This window comes from Methylobacter sp. (genome assembly GCF_004322395.1).
Lineage (GTDB): Bacteria > Pseudomonadota > Gammaproteobacteria > Methylococcales > Methylomonadaceae > Methylobacter_A.
The window spans coordinates 69,648-87,786 of sequence record NZ_SCTW01000143.1; the positions used below are offsets into that span (position 1 = coordinate 69,648).

12 protein-coding genes are annotated in these 18,139 nt (G+C 50.4%); 5 read left to right on the forward strand and 7 right to left on the reverse strand.

What is annotated here, in order from left to right:
* Nucleotides 1-153 precede the first annotated feature (153 nt).
* Nucleotides 154-918 (forward strand): hydroxyacylglutathione hydrolase, encoded by a 765-nt coding sequence (gloB, locus tag EPO18_RS18885; protein ID WP_292436098.1) that lies wholly within the window; start codon nucleotides 154-156, stop codon nucleotides 916-918.
* An 81-nt stretch (nucleotides 919-999) separates the two neighbouring features.
* On the opposite strand, the gene EPO18_RS18890 is transcribed toward gloB, so the two are convergent.
* The 7 genes from EPO18_RS18890 to rsxA all read right to left on the reverse strand — a co-directional run bounded on the left by EPO18_RS18890 (nucleotide 1,000) and on the right by rsxA (nucleotide 6,900).
* On the reverse strand, nucleotides 1,000-1,260 hold the full coding sequence (locus EPO18_RS18890) for an RnfH family protein (protein ID WP_292436099.1): 261 nt from the start codon (nucleotides 1,258-1,260) through the stop codon (nucleotides 1,000-1,002).
* A complete protein-coding gene (locus EPO18_RS18895; RefSeq protein ID WP_292436101.1) occupies nucleotides 1,257-1,955 on the reverse strand; it encodes an electron transport complex subunit E in 699 nt (232 codons plus the stop codon). Before EPO18_RS18895 ends, EPO18_RS18890 begins: the two co-directional genes overlap by 4 nt.
* 136 nt (nucleotides 1,956-2,091) lie before the next feature.
* Nucleotides 2,092-2,829 (reverse strand): electron transport complex subunit RsxG, encoded by a 738-nt coding sequence (gene rsxG, locus EPO18_RS18900; RefSeq protein WP_292436103.1) that lies wholly within the window; start codon nucleotides 2,827-2,829, stop codon nucleotides 2,092-2,094.
* A gap of 130 nt (nucleotides 2,830-2,959) precedes the next feature.
* Nucleotides 2,960-4,033, reverse strand: coding sequence for an RnfABCDGE type electron transport complex subunit D (locus EPO18_RS18905; RefSeq protein ID WP_292436106.1), 1,074 nt, complete (start codon nucleotides 4,031-4,033; stop codon nucleotides 2,960-2,962).
* Nucleotides 4,030-5,541: an electron transport complex subunit RsxC gene (rsxC, locus tag EPO18_RS18910; RefSeq protein ID WP_292436108.1), complete on the reverse strand. Its 1,512-nt coding sequence runs from the start codon at nucleotides 5,539-5,541 to the stop codon at nucleotides 4,030-4,032. The genes EPO18_RS18905 and rsxC overlap by 4 nt, the downstream gene beginning before the upstream one ends.
* A complete protein-coding gene (rsxB, locus tag EPO18_RS18915; protein ID WP_292436110.1) occupies nucleotides 5,535-6,107 on the reverse strand; it encodes an electron transport complex subunit RsxB in 573 nt (190 codons plus the stop codon). Before rsxB ends, rsxC begins: the two co-directional genes overlap by 7 nt.
* Before the next feature lie 211 nt (nucleotides 6,108-6,318).
* Nucleotides 6,319-6,900, reverse strand: a complete 582-nt coding sequence (gene rsxA, locus EPO18_RS18920) for an electron transport complex subunit RsxA (protein ID WP_292436112.1) — start codon at nucleotides 6,898-6,900, stop codon at nucleotides 6,319-6,321.
* Between the two features lie 538 nt (nucleotides 6,901-7,438).
* Between rsxA and nifL the strand changes: the two genes are divergently transcribed.
* The 4 genes from nifL to EPO18_RS18940 all read left to right on the forward strand — a co-directional run bounded on the left by nifL (nucleotide 7,439) and on the right by EPO18_RS18940 (nucleotide 18,129).
* Nucleotides 7,439-9,061, forward strand: a complete 1,623-nt coding sequence (gene nifL / locus EPO18_RS18925) for a nitrogen fixation negative regulator NifL (protein ID WP_292436114.1) — start codon at nucleotides 7,439-7,441, stop codon at nucleotides 9,059-9,061.
* The gene (gene nifA / locus EPO18_RS18930; protein ID WP_292436116.1) at nucleotides 9,061-10,602 is read left to right on the forward strand and encodes a nif-specific transcriptional activator NifA; all 1,542 of its coding nucleotides are present in this window, start codon (nucleotides 9,061-9,063) and stop codon (nucleotides 10,600-10,602) included. Before nifL ends, nifA begins: the two co-directional genes overlap by 1 nt.
* A gap of 219 nt (nucleotides 10,603-10,821) precedes the next feature.
* Complete coding sequence (locus EPO18_RS18935) at nucleotides 10,822-12,252, forward strand: chemotaxis protein CheB (RefSeq protein WP_292436118.1); 1,431 nt, start codon at nucleotides 10,822-10,824, stop codon at nucleotides 12,250-12,252.
* 360 nt (nucleotides 12,253-12,612) lie between these two features.
* Nucleotides 12,613-18,129 (forward strand): PAS domain S-box protein, encoded by a 5,517-nt coding sequence (locus EPO18_RS18940; protein ID WP_292436122.1) that lies wholly within the window; start codon nucleotides 12,613-12,615, stop codon nucleotides 18,127-18,129.
* Nucleotides 18,130-18,139 lie beyond the last annotated feature (10 nt).

Genomic DNA, 18,139 nt, shown 5'->3' on the forward strand with positions numbered 1-18,139 from the left:
ATATCTGACAATCTGTTTCCGATGCTGTGAGGTTATAGTTAAAAATCAAATAATTTATTGTTTTACTTAAACTAAGTGTAAAACAAAAGAGCGTTTCGTTCCATACCTGAGAATGGGCCCATTAGTTTAAACGTAAGTAAGGACTTAAAAAACATGTTGACCATCCTACAACTCCCCGTCTTAAACGATAACTACATTTATCTGATTCACGACCCTGTATCGGGTGAAACCGCTGCTGTCGATCCCGCCGTCGCCCAGCCGGTACTGGATGTTTTGAATCAAAAAGGCTGGCGGCTAACCACCGTTTTGAATACTCATCACCATTCGGATCATGTGGGCGGCAATCTGGAGTTAAAACAAAAAACCGGCTGCACGGTTATTGCGCCACTCTCTGACCTGCATAGAATCCCTGGTCTGGATCGCGGTGTTGTTGACGGGAATGTGATAACGCTCGGCACGCATTCGGCCAAGGTCATCTCGACTCCAGGCCACACCAGCGGCCATGTTGTTTATCATTTTGCAGACGACAACATGCTGTTTTGCGGAGATACGTTGTTTGTAATGGGCTGCGGCCGATTATTCGAAGGCACTGCGGAACAGATGTGGCATTCGTTACGGAAGTTGAAGACGTTGCCCGCATCGACTCAAATCTATTGTGCCCATGAATACACTCAAGCCAATGGCCGGTTTGCTTTAACCGTAGAACCTGATAATCGGCATTTACAACAAAGAATGGATGTTATCAATCAGCTGAGAGCAGACCATTTACCGACTGTGCCGTCGACGATAGAGCAGGAACTGGCGACTAATCCATTTTTCAGGGAAGATAGTTTAGCGTTACAAAAAACCATCCATAAAGTGAACAACACGCCGGTGGAAATTTTTGCCGAAGTCAGGCGGTTGAAGGACAATTTTTAGTGGCGGTTTGCACGGATATTTTTACACCTCCATCTGCGAGTCGCTGACAGCTTTACAAACACATATATACGTGACTATTGCCTACCGTCTTCGCCGTTGCACCATTTGCGGATCGGCAGTGATCTGACGATAAATTTCCACCCTGTCGCCATCCTTTACAGCGGTATCCAGCGGGGCAATTTTGCCGAATATGCCCACTTTTTGGCTGGTCAGGTTTATCTCGGGATAAAGCTTTAACACACCTGACAGGTTAATGGTTTCTTCAATGGTGCTGTTATCCGGCACTTCCAGCCGCATCCATAGTTGTCTATCGACTTGCGCGTAACAAACTCCGACGTTCATGATTCCTCCTCAGCAATAACGGGGCTTAATAAGGTTACCGATACTTTTCTTTCAGCAATTTTTTGGTCTATCAGGCGCTTGCCGACAATCAAAAAAGCCAACATGATGAATCCGCCCGGCGGCAGCGCCATTAATAAAAAGCCTTTGTAATTGGGGATAACGGTGACTTCCAAAAACCTGAACGATTCGCCAAGCAACACTGACGCATTGGCAAATAATGTGCCCGACGCGCTTATTTCTCTTGCCGCACCGAGAGCGACCAGAACGATCAGAAAACCCAAGCCCATCATCAAACCGTCCCACAAAGCGTGCTTAACCGGCTGCTTGGAAGCAAAGGCTTCGGCACGGCCCAGCAAGGCGCAATTGGTTACGATTAAAGCAATGAACAAACCCAGCACTTTATAGAGTTCATGCGCCCAGGCATTCATTAAAATATCGACCAAGGTCACCAGCGCGGCAATCAGCAGCACGAAAATAGGGATGCGGATTTCGCCGGGGATTAAATGCCGCGCCACTGAAATGAGGCCGTTGGAGGCAATAATAACTACCAGCGTGGCAAGGCCCATCCCTAAGCCGTTGGTGGCTGTTCCTGTCACTGCGAGTAACGGGCAAAGCGCCAGGTTTTGCCCGAACACGATGTTGTTGTTCCAAATGCCGTCGGCGGCGATTTTGCGATAGGTTTTCGATATAAACATAGTTATTTTCTCCAGGGCTAATGGCTTTCGACTTAAGATAAGACAGTTCAAGGTTAAGCCGTTCGTGGTGAGCTTGTCGAACCACGAACGGCTTAACCGTTCGCCCTTCGACAAGCTCAGGGCGAACGGTTAAGCCTCACTCATTGTCCCGACTTAGGTGTAAAGCCGGATTGATCAGTTGGTCTTGATGCGCTTTGAATAATTGCAAGCCGCGATAAATCGCTTGCACCGACTTGCGCGGAGTTATGGTCGCACCGGCAAATTGGTCGAATTCGCCGCCGTCTTTTTTAACCGTCCATTTTGCCGGCGCTAGGTTGTCCAGGGAGCGGCCGACAAATTTCAATATCCAATCCGATTTTGCGGCTTCGATTTTATCGCCAAGGCCCGGCGTTTCTTTGTGGCTAAGTACGCGTACGCCTAAAATATTGCCGTCGCGGTCTATGCCCATGATCATATTGATAGCGCCGGAATAGCCATCGGGGGCGGTAAACTTGAAACATACCGCAGAAACGCTACCTGATTTTTTAGCGATATAAACGGTGGTTTCGTTCGCGCCGATATTGTATTCGGCGGATGGGATATTCAGCGTATCTTGTAGCATGTCGTTATCGTAAAGAGCGGCGGGCACGACTTCTTCGAGGGATTTCTTTAAATCCTCATCGAGCCGGCGTTGAATAGTGCCTTCGGTGCTGCAATTGGTCACGCCCAACAGTACGCTGGCAATCAAAGCGAATCCCGCCAAGACGCCGGTTTGAAACTCCAGTTTGGGTCTAAGCTGGGCCAAGTTCGACGGCTCCAGCCAGTTTCTCAGGAATTCCCGGTAAACGGCGATTTTTTCTTTTAAGCGTTCGATGGTGGCTGGGTCAAGTTTCATGGCTTAGCTCTGGTCCAAACATTTTGATCTAAAGGCGTAACTAAAAATGGAACGCAGATGACGCAGATGGTTATGATTCAATAAGATTTATCTGTGTTTATCATAACTATCTGCGTCATCTGCGTTCCATTTACGATTTCGGTATCTCAAGCGGTTTGCCTTTACGGTCACGTCCGTAAATTCGGGGTTTAATGTAATAATCGATCAACGGCGTCGCCGAGTTCATCAACAACACAGCAAAGCCCGCGCCCTCTGGATATGCGCCCCAAGTGCGGATAACAAAAATCAGCAGCCCGCAGCCCGCGCCAAACACCAACTGCCCTGTAGGCGTATTCGGCGAAGTGACATAATCCGTAGCGATAAAAAACGCCACACACATCATTGCGCCCGAATTCAAATGCAGCAGTGAACTGACATAATGCTCACTATCCGCGAAATGAAAAAAACCGGACAGCAACGCAACCGTCAGCAATAAGGACACCGGAATTTGCCATTGAATGATATTTTGCCGGATTAACCAGATGCCGCCCAAGCCCAGCAACAGCGTTGAAGTTTCGCCAAGACTGCCTCGAGTCCCGCCTATAAAGTTAAGAAAACCGGAATAATCTTTCAAGATATCGGTCAATAAATGGTTCTGGGAAAATTCGGCCTTGATAAAACCCAACGTAGTCGCGCCAGTGCTGGCGTCGATATTGTCCAAGCCTAAAAAAGTAATGTGCCAGCTTTCAATCAAGCCCGGCGAATGTGAAAAGAATAGCGGCGAGACGTTCGCCCATATGGTCATTTCGATAGGAAATGAAATCAATAACGCAACCCGCGCCAACATCGCCGGGTTGAACAGGTTTTGCCCCAAACCGCCGTAAACCTGTTTGCCCAAAATAATCGCCAGCCCTGAACCAACCACGCCTATCCACCACGGCGCCCAGGGCGGCAGTGTGATTGCCAGCAGCCAGCCGGTCAGGACCGCAGAGCCATCCATAATGACAGGTTTAGCCGCCCTGCCCTTGAGCCGAACACAAAAAGCTTCAAACACAACCGCCGACAGCACGGTAATAATAAACAGGTTGATTGCGGGCCAACCAAAACACAATAATCCAAACGCCGTTGCCGGAGAGAGTGCCAGCATGACTTGCCACATAATATGGCTGACGCTGTTGTTGGCGCCGACATGGGCGCCGCTGCTCGGTTTCATATGCACCATCATACCAATGCCTCCTGCTCGGCTTTTAAGCGTTCCCGCTCCGCCTTAGCCGCAATTCGGGCGAGTTCTTCTTCGCGTTGTTGTTGCGCGATTCGCTCCATACGGGCATTACGGGCATCAATCAACTTCTTCGTTTGCTCGGATTTATGCTGGGCTTGCTGTCTGGCAACGACTTCACCGGAGGCATATTTAAAATGCTGCACAAGCGGAATATTGGATGGGCAGATATAAGAACAGCAACCGCAACTGATGCAGTCTTTCAAGCCTATATCCACCGCCGCATCCAGTTGGTTAATGCGGATGTTGTTCGCCATATCCAAAGGACGAAGTCCCGCAGGACAAACGCTGACGCAACTGGCGCAACGGATACAAGGTTGTTCGTCGGTGTTTTTGAGTTCGCTTTGGGTTAAGGCCAGAATGCCGCTGGTGGCTTTAACGGTAGGCAAACCGGCGTGCGGTAAGGAATCGCCCATCATCGGGCCGCCCATAATGATGCGCGCGATTTCTTCCTTATTCACCTCGCAAAAATCGAACAGTTCGGAGATTAATGTGCCGAAAAGCACTTCGACATTCATCGGGCGCTTTACTGCGCCGCCCGCTACGGTGACAACACGACCAAGCAAAGGCTGCCCGTAGCGAATGGCTTTATGGACTGCATAAGCAGTACCGACATTATGGATGGTTACGCCGATTTCCGATGAGCGGCAGCCAACCGGGACTTCCTTGCCGGTGACATAACGGATCAACTGCCGATCCCAACCCATCGGGTAACGGGTGGGAATTTGTATGACTTTAATCTGCGCATAGGGTTCTGCTGCGGCTCGCATCGCAACATAAGCCTGCGGCTTATTGTCTTCAATCGCCACCACTGCATTTGTAGAGACGCGATTAATCGCGTCTGTATTTTCCATGCCGCGCAACATCAAGCGCACGCCGTCGATAATCTGCTCGGCGCGCTCCTGCATCAATCTGTCATCGCAGCACAAATATGGCTCGCATTCCGAGCCATTGATAATTAAAGTATCGACATGGTTTTCGCGGCCCATGTTCAGCTTGACTGCCGTTGGGAAGGTTGCACCGCCTAAACCAACAATGCCCGCCGCACCGACGCGAAAACTGATTTCTTCAGGATTGAGCTTGAAAGGATCGGGGGCAACCTGTGTTTCCATCCATTCGTCCATGCCATCGGTTTCCAGCACAATAGTGCGAATAGGCAATGCGGACGGATGTGGTGCAGGATAATCGTTAACATCGACGATAATTCCCGAACTTGGTGCATGCACCGGCGCAGAAATCAGGCCCTGACTGTAGGCTAACAATTGTCCTTTCAGCACTTTTTCGCCGACCATAATGATAGGCTCTGCGGGTTTGCCTACATGCTGTTGCAGCGGAATATACAGCTTTTTCGGTAACGGAAAGTTGCTGACGATAGGCAACGCAGCAGTCGCGGTTTTATGCTCCTCTGCATGTACGCCGCCACGAATACGCGGTGTTTTAAAAAAACTTAACATACAGCATTTCTCCTTGTTCCCATAGGCTGCACGGGAACATTCAGAGGCTTGGCCCAGCGCCAGTTACGCAAGGTAACCTCGACAGGATGCATTTGCAGGCATTCGGTCGGACAGACGTCGACGCATTTCTTGCAGGCTATGCAGGCATCGGCAACGACCGCGTGAATTTGCTTGGGCGCACCGACAATCGCGTCGGTAGGACAGACTTTAAAACAGCGCGTGCAACCGGTGCAGGTGTCTTCGCTGACTCTGGCAACCAGCAATTCGGGTTCTTTTACGTCGCTTAAATCCAAATCCAAACCCAATAAAGCAGCGATTTGTTCAGCCAACGCGCTACCGCCCGGAGGGCACATCGTAGCCGGCGCATTACCTTCGGCCAACGCTTCAGCCGCAGGCCTGCATCCCGGAAAGCCGCATTGGCCGCATTGAGAGCCGGGCAGCAAGGCTTCAAGTTCATCGACAATCGGGCTGCTTTCAACTTTTAAATACTTGCCCGCAATACCCAGCAGCAAGCCTAGCAACAGCCCCAACACCGTTAAACTTACAATAGCGTAGAAAACGTACATATTGTTTCCTGTTAATCCTAGAAAAATCAATTCGTCCACGAAAAACACGAAAATCACGAAAAACAAATAAATCATGATGTTGAATTTGATTTATTCGATGCGAAACAAGACCGCATACTGTTGGTGAAAATCCGCTCCATTTGAAAAATTCACCCCTTTTTTTCTTTTCGTGCTTTTCGTGTTTTTCGTGGACATTAAACGCCCTACCGGTTTATTTCGTATAAAGCCCTGAAAAACCCATAAATGCCAGCGATAAAATCCCGGCGGTAATAAACGCAATCGGCGTACCTGCAAATAGTGCCGGAACAGCCATTAACGCCAAGCGCTCCCGTAAACCTGCAAACAGCACCATCACCAGCGTAAAACCGAGCGCAGAACCGAAACCGAAAATCATGCTTTGCATAAAACCGTATTGTTCTTGCACATTCAGCAGCGCGACGCCCAACACCGCGCAATTGGTGGTAATCAGCGGTAGGAAAATACCCAAAATCTGATATAACACCGGACTGGTTTTATGCACGACCATTTCGGTGAACTGAACCACAGCGGCAATCACCAGGATAAAGGCGAGTATGCGTAAAAACTGGATATTAAAAGGCGCCAAAATAAAATGCTCCAACATCCAACTGGTCATTGCGGCCAGGGTCAGCACGAAGGTTGTTGCCAAGCCCATGCTCAATGCCGAATCCAGTTTTTTCGAGACGCCCATAAACGGACACAGCCCGAGGAACTTCACCAGAACCACGTTGTTGACCAGAGCCGTGCCTAATAAAAGTAGAAGATATTCACTCACTGTTTTTCCAGTCTGCTTTTAAGGTTGTTTGCAAGATTAAAAGCATCAATTATGCCAATTGCAGGCACAGCTCATTTATCGCCTGAATATCCGACAAAACATTCCAAAGCGGTGCATAAAGTCTGTTGGAAGTAATACATAACGACATCGGTAAAAATATCTGTGTCGTAAATCCTACAATGGCTTTTAGTGTGGTCGCCGGAAACGCTAATTCCGGCCTACCGTACTATTTACCTCGCGCCCACGCACTGCGCTCGTCTTTATACACATCGCAGCCCCAAAGTCGTCATCAGAACGTTGCAAGTTAGACCTTCCAGGTTTTAAAAACCTGGAAGGTCTGCATATCGGTCTGTTTCTCGCCTAACGCCAGGTAAGGGACTATCGGAATGACGGCAGCCTCCAGCCTCCCAAAGACTTGTGTATAAAGACGAGTGCGCTGCGTGGGAACGAGAAAAAACACTCACTCAAACACGCCCATTAATGTTGGCGCCATATTTGCTTAATAATTCTAAAGCCCTCTTACACCCGGCAAGCACTTATGAAAAAAACTTCATTGCGATTTTTACAAACGCATACCAACATGGCGAGCGTCATCAGCGAACTTGCACCCGATTTATTCGGTGAGGGGTACGTAACTAAAGGTGGTGACGAGATATTTTACAGCCTGTTCGTTGAAACAGTTGAACAGGTGCCGATAGCCATTTCCATTACCGATAAAAAAGCCAAAATTCTTTATGTTAACGAAGAGTTTTGCAGAGTTACCGGTTACCGGCCTGAAGATATCCTGGGTGAAAACGAATCCATATTATCGGACAAACGCACACCCAGAGAGGTCTACCGCGACTTATGGCGCACCATCAGCACCAAAAAAATATGGCGCGGCACCTTATGCAACCGGCATAAATCCGGTGAGCGTTACCTGTCCGACTTGACCATCGCGCCTATGCTGAATGGTTCAGGAATGATCACGCACTACATAGGCATGCACAGAGACATTACCCAGTCGTATGAATCCGAAAAAAAACTCATCAACCAAAAATTGTTGATCGAGTCGGTCATTAATTCATCGCCGATTGCGATGGTCGTACTTGACGATCAGGACAGGGTTATCCTGGATAATCACAACTATAAAGCGCTGGTTAGCGATCTCGACAAGGGCGAGCCTGCAACGTATTTTTTACAACTGCTACGGGATGAGATGGGCGATTTATGGCCGCAGTTACAAAGCAAAGAACAAGGCTTTAATAACCGTGAGTTCAAAGTCGAAAGCAAAGGAAGCCACAAAACCCGCTGGTTCTCTTGTGCCGGAAACTGGTTTGTAGAAAATGAAGTTAATGCCGACGCCTTTTTCGAGCAGACATCCAAACAGTATCTGATACTGACATTGACTGATATTACGAAACAGCGCAGACAGATGGAAGAGCTGCATATCCAAACCTTAAAAACCGTTATGGCTGAAGATGAACGGGTGCGCGGTATCCGTGAAACATTGCTGGGCGCTATGCACCAAATCCAACTGCCGATGAACCAAATCAGGGCGGCCGAACAGATTTTGCGTCATAAGCAGGACGATCAGCATGCCGGCCTGTTACAGATATTGCAGCATATTCAGCAATCCGGTGAAGAAGCCGTGGCGACGATGCAAAAATGCATTCCCGAAATCCTGCAAACAGCCGTTATTCCGGTCAACCTGAACCAGATTCTGCATGAAGTGCTGTTACTCAATCATCAGCGGATCTGGAGCAACGATATAGAAGTGCATTGGCGGCCGCTCTCAAATTTGACGGCTATGCTGGGCTCTGAAAACCGCCTGCGCATATTGTTCAAGCAGTTGATCGACAATGCGATTGACGCGGTCTGCGGATCGGATAGCACGGAAAAGCGCCTTAAAATCACCACCGATGCCGACGCCGACCTGATTTATGTCTGCATTGAAGACAGCGGTTCCGGCATCCCGGTCGAAAAACGCGCCAAAGTATTCGAACCTTTTTACACCACACGTCCGATGGGCGGCAATCAGGCCGGTATGGGGCTGGTTATGGCGAAAGAGATTGTCAACCAGCATCAGGGATTTATTGAAATAGACCCGGATTGTGACCAGGGATGCCGATTCAAAATCAGCTTTCCTGTATGCAGACAAATTCCTAAGAGGATAGAGTAATGGCCGAACGTATTCAGCTAATCGAAGCCGAGCTCGATACCTTGTATATCATCAGCCAGGTATTGAACAGCACCCACGATTTGCACGCAAAATTACAGGCGGTTTTGGAGATATTGCACAAACGGTCGGGCATGAGATCCGGCATGATAACGCTGCGCGAAATTGAGAGCGACAGCATGATTGTCAGCGTTGTCCACAGCAATAATACAGACAAACCCGCCGAACCGGTCAGGTACAACCCCGGCGAAGGATTAATGGGAGCCATACTGGATGAGGGCAGCACCATCGTCATTGAAAAAGTGTCCGAAGAGCCGCGTTTTTTAGGCCGTCTGGGTTTGTACGATCCCGAACTGCCTTTTATCGGTTCACCCATTTACATAGAAGAAGGCGACACCATCGGCGTATTGGCCGCCCAGCCGGATAACAGCCAGTTTCTGGGCGAACGCGCCCGGTTTATGGAGATGATCGCCAACCTGATTGCGCAAAGCGTCAAAATGCTGCGTGGAATCGAACGCAAACAACGTCATCTGCTCAGCGAGCGGGATCAACTTAAACAGGCGTTGATCAAGAACTACAGCTTTGAAAACATCATCGGCCATTCGCCGCCGATGTTAAAAGTGTTCGACTTGATACGCCAAGTTGCAAAATGGAACACCACAGTATTAATTCGAGGCGAATCAGGCACCGGCAAGGAAGTGGTCGCCAATGCGATTCACTTTAACTCGGGCTGTGCCGGCGGACCTTTTTTAAAACTCAATTGCGCGGCCCTGCCCGACACTTTATTGGAATCCGAACTATTCGGCCATGAGAAAGGCGCGTTCAGCGGCGCTGTCAGCCAACGCAAAGGCCGCTTTGAATTAGCCGATAACGGCACCCTGTTTCTCGATGAAATCGGTGAAATTTCCTCATCGTTCCAAGCCAAACTGCTGCGCGTATTGCAAGAAGGCGAGTTCGAACGGGTCGGCGGCACCCAAACCATCAAGGTTAATGTCCGCATCATTGCCGCAACCAATCGCGATCTTGAAGAAGAAGTCACTAAAGGCGAGTTCAGGGAAGATTTGTATTACCGCCTTAACGTTATGCCGGTGTTCATGCCTGCATTACGCGACAGGACTGAGGACATACCGCAGCTATCCGAATTCCTGCTCGGCAGAATTTCAAAACAGCAAGGCGGCCGCCCCTTGGAAATCAAGGAAAGCGCGATACGCATATTAATGAAGCACAACTGGCCCGGCAATGTCCGAGAACTGGCAAACCGGCTGGAACGCGCCGCAATCATGAGCCAGAACGGCATTATCGACCGCGACGTGATGGTCAGCACCGGCCTGGAAGATGAAATCGGCACAACCATCAGTCACAAAGCGCAAAAAGCACCCGCGATTGATTTTAATGATGAAAACATGGACGACCGGGAACGGGTTATTGCCGCATTGGAGCAAAGCGGCTGGGTACAAGCCAAGGCCGCTCGCCTGCTGAATATGACGCCGCGGCAAATCGCTTACCGGATTTTGACGTTGGATATTACGATGAAGCAAATTTGATTAAGGCCATTCCCAAGAAAAAAACATAGTCCACGAAAACCAAAAGTAGGCGCCTCTACGACTGCATGGACGCAGGAGGTAGAGCAACGCAGGAGCAGGAGCAGTTGCCGAAGCAAAGCAAAAGAAAGTAACTCGCCCCCGATTCAAATAACCGTCGCGTGAGCACCCCTTATACATATTTCATTCGGCTAAATGCGTAACATCAGTTACATTAAAAGCATGATTACTAAGTCATTAGCAAAAACCTTTCACGTAGCCGGCATCGGCGCGTCTGCCGGAGGCCTGGAATCCTTGACGAAGCTGCTGTCCAGCCTGTCCGAAAACGGCCGCGTTGCCTATGTCGTTGCTCAACATATGGCAAAAGACGGTCATGACGAATTGGTGCTACGCCTGCTCAACCATAAATCCAGGTTAAAGGTCATTCAAGCAAGAGCTGGTGAACAGCTTGAGCCGGACCGGGTATATCTTATTCCTTCCGGTTTTAACGGCATGGTTCAGAATGGACTTATCCAACTGCTCCACCCCGCCCCCGAGCATATTTCCACTCCATCGGTAAATGCCTTGTTTGTCTCGCTTGCAAAAGATATGGGCAATAAGGCAATTGGTATTGTTCTTTCCGGAGTAGGCTTGGATGGTGTCGCCGGTTGTAAGGCCATCAAGGCAAACGGCGGTCTGACCCTAGTGCAGAACCCGCAATCGGCACCCTATTCAGGCATGCCGTTGACCGTGATACAGGCCAATGCGGCAGATGAGGTTCTGGAGCCCGAGGCAATGGCACAACATCTGACTGCGATGTTCTCAATCGGATCGACGGCACTGCCGCGCGCTACGCCTTCCGGTTTGAGAGCTGCGTCCAACCGGCATCTACCCGCACTGCTGCAAAACGTGTTCAAGGCGACTGGCATTGATTTTTCCAGCTACAAGGAAGAAACCTTGCTGCGCAGGATAGACCGCCGAATGACCACCTTGAAAATAACTAATTTCGAACAGTATCTGGCCTACATCGAGAAATATCCCGATGAGCTGAAAACCTTGCAACATCTTTTTCTGGTGTCGTTATCATCGTTCTTCCGCGACAATAGAGCGTTTGCCGTGGTCAAAAAGCATCTGGCCGAAACAGTCGGACAAAAAGCGCCTGAAGAAACTATCAGAATCTGGGTTCCCGGCTGCGCCACTGGGGAAGAATGTTACACTTTTGCCATTCTGCTTAACGAAATCCTCGGCGATAGCTTCAAAAGATTCAAAATCCGGATCATCGGCAGCGACCTCAACCCGGAGGCGCTGGCAATTGCCCATACCGGAATCTATCGGCAGACTGCGTTCAAGGAAATCGAGCCCAAAATATTGGCGCGTTATTTCGAGACCAGGGGACAGCATTACCAAGTGACCGAGCCGATACGCGCGGCCTGCGAGTTCATCAGGCAGGATGTGGTCAGCGTAAATGCACCGGAAAACCTGGATATCGTCAGTTGCCGAAACCTGCTCATCTACATGAAAAGCAATTTACAGGATCAGCTGTTCAAAAAATTCCATCGGGCCTTATTACCCCAAGGGCTGCTTTTCATCGGGCAATCGGAAAATATCGGGATATTAGGCAATACATTATTTTTGCCCGTAGATCATTACCACCGGCTATACCGGCGCAAGTAGAAATAAGTTATTATGCGTAGGGATTTTTAAATTACAGCGTTTTCAACTTAAATTAGTTACTAAGCATGTCGTCGTTGCCGCTGGAGTGCAGGCTTTGCCAGCTCTGGCAAGCAGAGCTGGCACTGCTGTCAATTCCTGGTGGCTATGTTCAGTAATTAACTGAATTTGAAAGCGCTGTAGAATATGGCTAAAAATAGATTTCCAAACAGTACATTTATTATGCAGGAGCGAATAACTTTGCCACTACAAATGTACCCATAAAGATTCCGGATAGCTCTGACGAAGCACGGTATTTTTTGAGACAGCCTTGGCGTAATTGGCGCCCCGATAAAAATTAATAAAACTACACTGGGTTTCATTATGAAACGTATTATGGTCATGCTGGAAAAACGGCAACTGGTTTCCAAGTTAATGCTCGGCTTCGGTATATGCCTGTTTATCACACTGTTGATAGGGGTCAACGCCATCAACAGTATGCGCGTAATGACCGAGAAATCGACGGACATTTACGAAATGGATTTGCTGGGCATTTCGCATCTCAAAGAAGCCAATATCAATCTCATGTACATAGGGCGTAGCCTACGGCAAATGATGCTCTCACAAAATGCGGCGGATCGGGAAAAAGCCAAAGCCAGGATGGATAAAGCCATGCTGACCTTGCAAATCGAACTCGACGAAGCCCGCAAGCGCATTTTCCGGGAAGACAGTAAAAAACTTCTCGTCCGGTTCGATAGCTACTACGAGCAATATAAACGCAATATCGATCAAGCCGTGTTGTTAATGAACAAGGAGGATTACCGGTCTAGCGAGGCAGCGGCCTTCATTTCCAGCGACGAGTATGTAAAAACCATCAACACGGCTGACGATACGCTAAGCGCAATTACGAAAATCAAGGAAGCAGGGGCAAAACAGACGGCCGATATGCTATCGGAATTGGGCGAGCAAAACCGCCGATTTTCACTGATCCTGATGTTGCTGGGATTGGTGATTGGAGCTGGTGCCGGGCTAATGCTGGGTATATCGATCCAGCGCCCTACCCTGCGGCTGCGCGATTCTATCGAAAGACTGGCCGCAGGCAAATTGGATGAATCCGTCCCCTATACCGGCTACAGCAACGAAATCGGCGCGATGGCGCGTGCCCTCGAAGTGCTGCAAACTGTATGCAACAACATGGAATCACAACGCTGGGTTAAGACTCATGAAGCGCAGATATCCGCAAAAATGCAGCAAGCCGGTACCTTTGTCGAACTCTCGCAACAATTCATGTCCGCCATCTGCCCGTTACTGCATGCAGAACATGGTGTTTTTTATATCCTTTCGGAAGACAAACTCCGTTTATTAGGCGGCTATGGTTACCGCGAACGCAAAAACCTCAGTCAGAGTTTCGCGATCGGCGAGGGTTTAGTCGGCCAATGCGCAATGGAGAAGAGTCCGATCACCCTCACCAATCCTCCTCTGGACTACATCAAAATCAGCTCCGGACTTGGAGAAGCCGCGCCAAGTATAATAACGGTATTACCCATCATGAGCATGTCCGAGGTTGTCGGCGTACTGGAACTGGCAGCCTTGCAGCCGTTCGGTGCACGGGAGTTGCTATTGCTCGATGCGCTGATGCCTAGCGTTGCAATAACTATCCGGCTTCTTGAGCGCAACATCAACACCCAGCGCCTGCTTAAAGAAACACAGGAACAATCGACTCGCATGGAAATCCAAGCCGCCCAGCTTGAAGAGCAGAGCGTCGAAATGGAAGCGCAGCAAGCCGAACTGATGGAAACCGAGGCCTGGTTCCGAGGCATTATTGAATCTGCGCCCGATGGGATGATGGTGGTGGATAGGCAAGGCACGATTGTCCTGTGCAATCCGCGTCTGGAAGAAATTTTCGGCTATGAACGTACCGAACTGATTGGACATAATGTCGACCAACTCGTCCCGCCCGATGTCCGCGAACGGCACCCGGCCCTGCGGGCGAAATTTATGTCGGAGCAAGGCGCGCGCCCCATGGGAGCCGGACTTAAATTACTAGGAACGCGCAAGGATGGCAGCGAATTCCCGGTAGAAGTCGGCTTAAGCAAATTGCCGGCTTTGGGTAACAGAGATGCCTATGTCTGCGTTTCAGCGAGCGACATCACACGGCGCAGGAAAGCGGAAGAAAAACTCGCCGCGCTGGAAGAGCGCAGTCGGCTGATTCTGGGATCTGTCAACAACGGCATCGTCGGCATGGATATCGAAGGAAAACTGACCTTCATCAATCCGGCCGTGTCCGCCCTGCTTGGTTACAACGAGCAGGAGCTGCTGGGGCAGTCTATGCACGCGCTGGTACACCATCACTATTCGGACGGGCGCGAATTTCCGCACGAGCAATGCGCGATGTGCCTTACCGCCCAAGATGGCCGGCCGCGCACTGTCGATAACGAGGTGCTGTGGCGCAAAGACGGCAGCGCTCTGCCGGTCGAGTACTCGACCAGGCCTGTATATAAGGATGATGCCATCGTCGGCACCGTGGTGGTGATCAGCGACATTACCGAACGCCTTGCCTCAGCCAGGACTCTGGCAGAGCAGCGCACCGCGCTGCAGAACATTCTCGACCATAGTCCGGTCGGTACGGCGTTCACCACTGAAGGGCATTTCGGCTACGCCAACCCTGCATTCAAGGAAATGTTCGGCCTGGATGTCGGCGATGAAGTAGAAAGAATTTATCTTACCCATGAAGATCGCGCGGAAATGATCGCGACAGTCAAGCGCGATGGTTATCTGCTTAACCGTGAAATGAAATTGCACAGCAAAGGCGGTGAAATTCGCGATTACCTGACGACCTTCATGCCGCTGATACATGACGGCAAAGAAGGGGTGATGGGGTGGCTGCTCGACATTACCGAACGCAAGCAGATGGAAGATGCTGTCAACCATTCCAACATGCTTGCCGACTACGCACTCGATTTGGCGAAAGCGGGCTACTGGCATGTCCCGCTCGACGGTTCCGGATGGTACAACTCATCGAAGCGTGCGGCCACCCTGTTCGGAGACCCGCCACGTCCGCCTGAATGGCGCTACCGAATAATGGAAGAATGGTTCGAGAATGTCAAGGCGGGCGACGAAGCGGCTGCCCAGGCTACCTATGAAAATTTCCAGGCTTCTATTGAAGGCGCCGTACCAGGGTACGACACCATCTACGCCTACAAGCGCCCAATCGATGGCCGTGTCGTCTGGATCCGAGCTAGCGGCCATGTCGTCAGAGATGCCAATGGCAAGCCGACCGACATGTATGGCGTAACGATGGACATCACCGAGCAGAAAATGGCGGAATTGGCGATGGCCGAGAGCGAGCGCCAGGTGCGCTTCATGCTCGAATCGAGTCCGGTGGCGGTGCGGGTGGCAAGCAGTGCCACCCGCAAGATTGTATTCGCCAACCCGTCCTATGCCGATATGCTCCATGCGACCTTCGATCAAATGATCGGCATGGAACCCACAATGTTTTACCAAAATGCGGAAGAGCTGCGCGCGATCAATGAACGCCTCACGGCAGGTGAGAACATCATCAATCTATCGGTTGGGCTAAAGAGGCTGGACGGAGAGGATATCTGGGTGCTGGCCTCCTATTTCCATGTCGTTTACGGTGGCGAAGAGTGCATTCTGGGCTGGTTCTTCGACGTGACCGAACTGCGTCTGGCCAAGGAAATAGCGGAAGATGCTACCAAGATGAAGTCGGACTTCCTCGCCAACATGAGCCATGAGATCCGTACGCCGATGAACGCCATCATCGGCATGTCGCACTTGGCGCTGAAAACCGATCTCACTCCCCGGCAGCGGGATTACATCAAGAAAGTACAGAACTCAGGACAGCATTTGCTCGGCCTTATCAACGACATTCTGGACTTTTCCAAGATCGAGGCCGGTAAACTCATGGTCGAACAAACCGATTTCGAGCTGGATAAGGTGCTGGACAATGTTGCCAACCTGATTTCGGAAAAAACCAATGCGAAAGAGCTGGAACTGGTGTTCGACATTGCCCAAAACGTGCCCACCCATCTCAACGGCGACTCGTTACGGCTGGGGCAGATCCTTATCAATTACGCCAACAACGCAGTCAAGTTCACAGAACAGGGCGAAATCGTCATTACCGCCAAGGTGCTGGAAGAAACCGACCATGATGTATTCTTGCATTTTGGGGTACGCGACACCGGCATCGGGCTGACCAAAGAGCAAATGGACAAGTTGTTTCAGTCGTTCCAGCAGGCCGATACTTCGACCAGCCGCAAGTTCGGCGGCACCGGCCTGGGACTGGCGATTGCCAAACAGCTTGCCGAGCTGATGCACGGCGAGGTCGGCGTTGACAGCGAACCCGGCAAGGGCAGCACTTTCTGGTTCACGGCACGGCTTGGCAAAGCCAGCAGCCAAGGCAGAAAGCTCATACCAACACCGGATTTGCGCGGCCGGCCCGTACTGGTGGTGGACGACCACGAGATGGCGCGTAACGTGATGGACGACATGTTATCCGGCATGTCATTCAAGGTCGCTCAAGCCGTAGGAGGAAAGGAAGCCATAGCCGCAGTACAGGAAGCAGCCAAGTCCGGTCAACCCTACGAAATCGTTTTCCTCGACTGGCAAATGCCCGGTATGGACGGCATTCAGGTCGCCAGGGAAATTCGTTCGCTCCCATTGGCAGCGCTTCCGCATCTCGTCATGGTGACGGCTCACGGGCGGGAAGAAGTGATCAAAGAAGCGGAAAACGCCGGACTGGAAGACTTTCTGATTAAACCGGTCAATGCTTCGGTGTTGTTCGATACCGCCATCCGGCTACTTGGCGGGCAGGTGGATGAAGAACGCACCAGTGATCGCCATATTTCAAACATCATGGAAGATTTGGTTGCGATCAAGGGCGCCGCCATTCTGGTTGCGGAAGATAACGAACTCAATCAGGAAGTCGCCATGGAACTCCTGACCGATGCCGGATTCGATGTGGACATTGCCAATAATGGCCGGGAGGCTGTGGAAATGATGGCCCAACGGGCTTACGACATTGTGTTGATGGATATGCAGATGCCTGTCATGGACGGCATAACCGCCGCTATCGAGATTCGCAAGGATGCGAGGTATCAGGAGTTGCCCATTGTCGCCATGACCGCCAATGCGATGCAGCAAGATAAAGAAAAATGCGCAAAGGCCGGCATGGTCGATCACGTTGCCAAGCCGATTGATCCCGATGAACTGTTCCGCGCCTTGCTCAAGTGGATAAAACCCAAGATTGCTGCCGTAACATCGGAAAAAGCAACGGCTGAAAAGCAGGAAAGCGATTTACCTGTCATCGACGGGCTGGACGTTGAACTCGGCATGCGGCGTGTCCTGGGTAAAAAACCGTCTTACCTGAAGATGCTTCGCAACTATGTAGTCAATCAAGAAAACACGTCCTCCGAACTTCGAGCGGCGATTGATGCCGATGATCGTGCCTCGGCGGAACGCATTGCCCATTCGGCGAAAGGGGTAAGCGGCAACATTGGCGCTATCGGATTACAGGAAATTGCCGGGGAACTGGAGAGAATGATCAAGGAAGGTGCAGATCGCGATGACATACTTGCCAAACTGGCTATCTTTAGCCAGCAGCAATCGGCTTTGATTAAAGCGCTCAAAGCGAACTTGCCAGCGGAGAAGGTCCGAAATCCAACAGAGAACGTAGACACGTCTAAGGCGGCTGAAGTATTAACCCGGCTTAAAAAATTGCTGGCTTTCGATGACAGCAAATCCAAAGAGGTTTTTGAAGAAAACTTCGGCCTGTTGCGCGTTGTGCTGGGAACAGAAGTGTTCACCAAGGTGGATCAGGCCGTCAAGCAATTCGATTTTGCACTGGCTCTACAACATATCGACAACATCCAAATTAAATAAGGAAAAAACC

What these genes read in the sequence shown, in the direction of transcription:
- EPO18_RS18935 (WP_292436118.1), top strand. Translation starts at nt 10,822, where the DNA reads ATGATTACTAAGTCATTAGCAAAAACCTTTCACGTAGCCGGCATCGGC.
- nifA (WP_292436116.1), top strand. Translation starts at nt 9,061, where the DNA reads ATGGCCGAACGTATTCAGCTAATCGAAGCCGAGCTCGATACCTTGTAT.
- gloB (WP_292436098.1), top strand. Translation starts at nt 154, where the DNA reads ATGTTGACCATCCTACAACTCCCCGTCTTAAACGATAACTACATTTAT.
- rsxG (WP_292436103.1), bottom strand. Translation starts at nt 2,829, where the DNA reads ATGAAACTTGACCCAGCCACCATCGAACGCTTAAAAGAAAAAATCGCC.
- EPO18_RS18905 (WP_292436106.1), bottom strand. Translation starts at nt 4,033, where the DNA reads ATGATGGTGCATATGAAACCGAGCAGCGGCGCCCATGTCGGCGCCAAC.
- rsxC (WP_292436108.1), bottom strand. Translation starts at nt 5,541, where the DNA reads ATGTTAAGTTTTTTTAAAACACCGCGTATTCGTGGCGGCGTACATGCA.
- EPO18_RS18895 (WP_292436101.1), bottom strand. Translation starts at nt 1,955, where the DNA reads ATGTTTATATCGAAAACCTATCGCAAAATCGCCGCCGACGGCATTTGG.
- EPO18_RS18940 (WP_292436122.1), top strand. Translation starts at nt 12,613, where the DNA reads ATGAAACGTATTATGGTCATGCTGGAAAAACGGCAACTGGTTTCCAAG.
- nifL (WP_292436114.1), top strand. Translation starts at nt 7,439, where the DNA reads ATGAAAAAAACTTCATTGCGATTTTTACAAACGCATACCAACATGGCG.
- EPO18_RS18890 (WP_292436099.1), bottom strand. Translation starts at nt 1,260, where the DNA reads ATGAACGTCGGAGTTTGTTACGCGCAAGTCGATAGACAACTATGGATG.
- rsxB (WP_292436110.1), bottom strand. Translation starts at nt 6,107, where the DNA reads ATGTACGTTTTCTACGCTATTGTAAGTTTAACGGTGTTGGGGCTGTTG.